Genomic DNA, 2,813 nt, shown 5'->3' on the forward strand with positions numbered 1-2,813 from the left:
GCGCGCGCCGGTGCGCACGTTGAGCACGGGAATCGCTTGGTCGTGATCCACCAGCAGGCTGACCTCGCTGACCAGCGGAAAGACGCGCTTGACCTGCCCCAGGACGCCGGCCTCGTCCATCACCGGGGAGCCGGCTTGCACGCCGTCCATCTGCCCCCGGTCGATCACCACGCGGCGCGTGTAGGGGTCTGCCGTGTCGTAGATCACCTCGGCCGCGTGCGCCGGGGTGCTGAGGCGGTCGCGCAAGGCGAGCAGCTGGCGCAGCCGGCTGTTTTCCTGCGCCAACTGCTCGGCTTTGTGCGCGCGCTGCCCCATCAGCGTCATCTTCTTGTGCGCGGCGTCGAGCGCCTCCTGCGCCGTCTGCAGCGACTGGAAATAGCCGGCGCCGTGGTCGGCGAATTCCACCGGCTTGAGCATCAGCCACTGCACCGGGTAGAGCACGGTGGCGACGATCTGCCGCAGGTTCTCCGCGAGCTGAAAGCGCGTGTCGGCGACCATCAGGAACAGCGTCAGCGCGCTGTACAGCGCCAAACGCGAAAGGTCCGACGGGCCTTGCTTGAAGAACGGGGGAGCGTTGCGCTCCAGGGTGCCCTGCGGCATCGCAACGCTCAGTATCTGCCGCGGGCCAGCGATTTTGCCGGCGCCGGCGCGGGGGGCAGTGCAGCGGGGGCGGTCATGCCGTTTGGGGCGCAGCAGCCTGCACGCCGGATCACTCGCTCATGAAAATGCTGCCCTGGCGGTCCATGCGTTCGAGCGCAATGCCGCAACCGCGCACCACGCAGGTCAGCGGGTCCTCGGCTGCGAGCACGGGCAGTCCCGTCTCCTCGGCGAGCAGGCGGTCCAGGTCGCGCAGCAGCGCACCGCCGCCGGTGAGCATCATTCCGCGGTCGGCAATGTCGGCGCCCAGTTCGGGCGGGGTCTGCTCGAGCGCGTTCTTCACGGCCGAGACGATCTGGTTCAGCGGGTCGGTGAGCGCTTCGAGCACCTCGTTGCTCGAGATGGTGAAGCTGCGCGGAACGCCCTCGCTCAGGTTGCGGCCCCTGACCTCCATCTCGCGCACCTCGGAGCCGGGGAAGGCCGAGCCGATGTTCTTCTTGATGGCCTCGGCGGTGGGCTCGCCGATGAGCATGCCGTAGTTGCGCCGGATGTAGTTGATGATGGCCTCGTCGAACTTGTCGCCGCCCACGCGCACGCTGCCCTTGTAGACCATGCCGCCGAGCGAGATCACGCCCACCTCGGTGGTTCCGCCGCCGATGTCGACGACCATCGATCCGCTGGCCTCCGACACCGGCAGGCCGGCGCCGATTCCGGCCGCCATGGGCTCCTCGATCAGGTACACCGCGGTGGCGCCGGCGGCTACGGCGGCGTCCTTGATGGCGCGGCGCTCGACCTGGGTGGAGCCGCAGGGAACGCAGATGATGATGCGCGGGCTGGGCGAGAACAGCGTGCGCGGATGCACCATCTTGATGAACTGCTTGATCATCTGCTCGGTGATGACGAAGTCGGCGATCACGCCGTCCTGCATGGGACGGATGGCTTCGATATTGCCCGGCACCTTGCCGAGCATGGCCTTGGCCTCGCGGCCCACGGCCTGTATCACCTTCTTGCCGTGGGGCCCGCCCTCGTGGCGGATGGCGACGACCGATGGTTCGTCGAGCACAATGCCCTTGTCGCGCATGAAAATGAGGGTGTTGGCTGTACCAAGGTCGATGGCAAGATCGGTGGAGAAATACCGACGGAAGGCTCCGAACATTCAAAAATCCTCTCGGGCACGGCATGCACGTCGGCCTGCCATCGCCGGGTTGGCGGGGTCAAAATACCGTTTCTTCACACACAATGACCGGCAGGTGGGGGCTATTGCTGCAAAGCAGGGATAATACTCCATCCCCCTGTGAATAACCCCCGGCAATGCGGCCCGGATCGCTGTTTGATCGCTTGAGAATCCCCGCATCTGCCCAGTTTCTTCTCCCCATGGCACTGACCTCCCAGGACATAGCCCGCATCGCCCAGTTGGCCCAGCTCGATCTGACGTCCGCCGAAAGCGCGCGCATGCTGACCCAGCTCAACGGCTTTTTCGACATCGTGGAAAAGATGCGCGCCGTGGACACCACGCAGCTCGCGCCCCTGACGCACCCCGTGGCCGCCATAGGGGAAGTGGCCCTGCGGCTGCGCGAGGACGTCGTCAGCGAGCCCGACCAGCGCGCGGCCAACCAACGCAGCGCGCCGGCCGTGGAGCGCGGCCTGTTCCTCGTTCCCAAAGTCATCGAATGAGGCCCGCATGAGCAGCTGCACCAAGGCCCTGCACGATCTGGGCGTCGCCGAACTCGCCGCAGCCCTGCGCGCGCGCCAAGTCTGCGCCGTCGAAGTTGCGCAGCATTTCCTCGCGCGTGCCAAATCGCAGAGCGACTTGGGCGCCTACGTGGCGCTGAACGAGGAGGCCACGCTGGCGCAGGCGCAGGCCGCCGACGCGCGCATCGCGGCCGGCACCGCGGGGCCGCTGGAGGGTGTTGCGCTGGCGCACAAGGACATCTTCGTCACGCGCGACTTCCCGAGCACCGCCGGCTCCAGAATGCTCGCGGGCTACCGCTCCCCGTTTGACGCCACCGTGGTGCAGCGGCTCGCGCAGGCCGGCGCAGTGACCTTGGGCAAGCTCAACTGCGACGAGTTCGCGATGGGATCGGCGAACGAAAACTCCGCCGTCGCCCCCTGGGGCCACGCCGGCCCGGCACCGGTGCGCAACCCCTGGGACCGGCGCCGCGTGCCCGGCGGCTCGTCGGGCGGTTCCCTGGTGGGACTGCGCGCCGACAGGGTCG

At 67.8% G+C, this 2,813-nt stretch carries 4 protein-coding genes; 2 read left to right on the forward strand and 2 right to left on the reverse strand.

The window, feature by feature from the left end:
- Window positions 1–600: rod shape-determining protein MreC (gene mreC / locus VTU_RS0104975; RefSeq protein WP_010101425.1), on the reverse strand; the 600-nt coding region annotated here is incomplete at its 3' end.
- A 109-nt stretch (window positions 601–709) separates the two neighbouring features.
- Complete coding sequence (locus VTU_RS0104980) at window positions 710–1,753, reverse strand: rod shape-determining protein (RefSeq protein ID WP_010101427.1); 1,044 nt, start codon at window positions 1,751–1,753, stop codon at window positions 710–712.
- A 218-nt stretch (window positions 1,754–1,971) separates the two neighbouring features.
- Here VTU_RS0104980 and gatC point away from each other — a divergent pair, with 218 nt between their 5' ends.
- Complete coding sequence (gene gatC, locus VTU_RS0104985; protein WP_010101429.1) at window positions 1,972–2,271, forward strand: Asp-tRNA(Asn)/Glu-tRNA(Gln) amidotransferase subunit GatC; 300 nt, start codon at window positions 1,972–1,974, stop codon at window positions 2,269–2,271.
- A 7-nt stretch (window positions 2,272–2,278) separates the two neighbouring features.
- Window positions 2,279–2,813: amidase family protein (locus VTU_RS0104990; protein WP_010101431.1), on the forward strand; the 535-nt coding region annotated here is incomplete at its 3' end.

The sequence above is a fragment of the Verminephrobacter aporrectodeae subsp. tuberculatae At4 genome (genome assembly GCF_000193225.1).
Classification (GTDB): domain Bacteria; phylum Pseudomonadota; class Gammaproteobacteria; order Burkholderiales; family Burkholderiaceae_C; genus Acidovorax; species Acidovorax aporrectodeae.

Coding starts and splice junctions, on each gene's coding strand:
- VTU_RS0104980 (WP_010101427.1), bottom strand. CDS start 1,753: ATGTTCGGAGCCTTCCGTCGGTATTTCTCCACCGATCTTGCCATCGAC.
- gatC (WP_010101429.1), top strand. CDS start 1,972: ATGGCACTGACCTCCCAGGACATAGCCCGCATCGCCCAGTTGGCCCAG.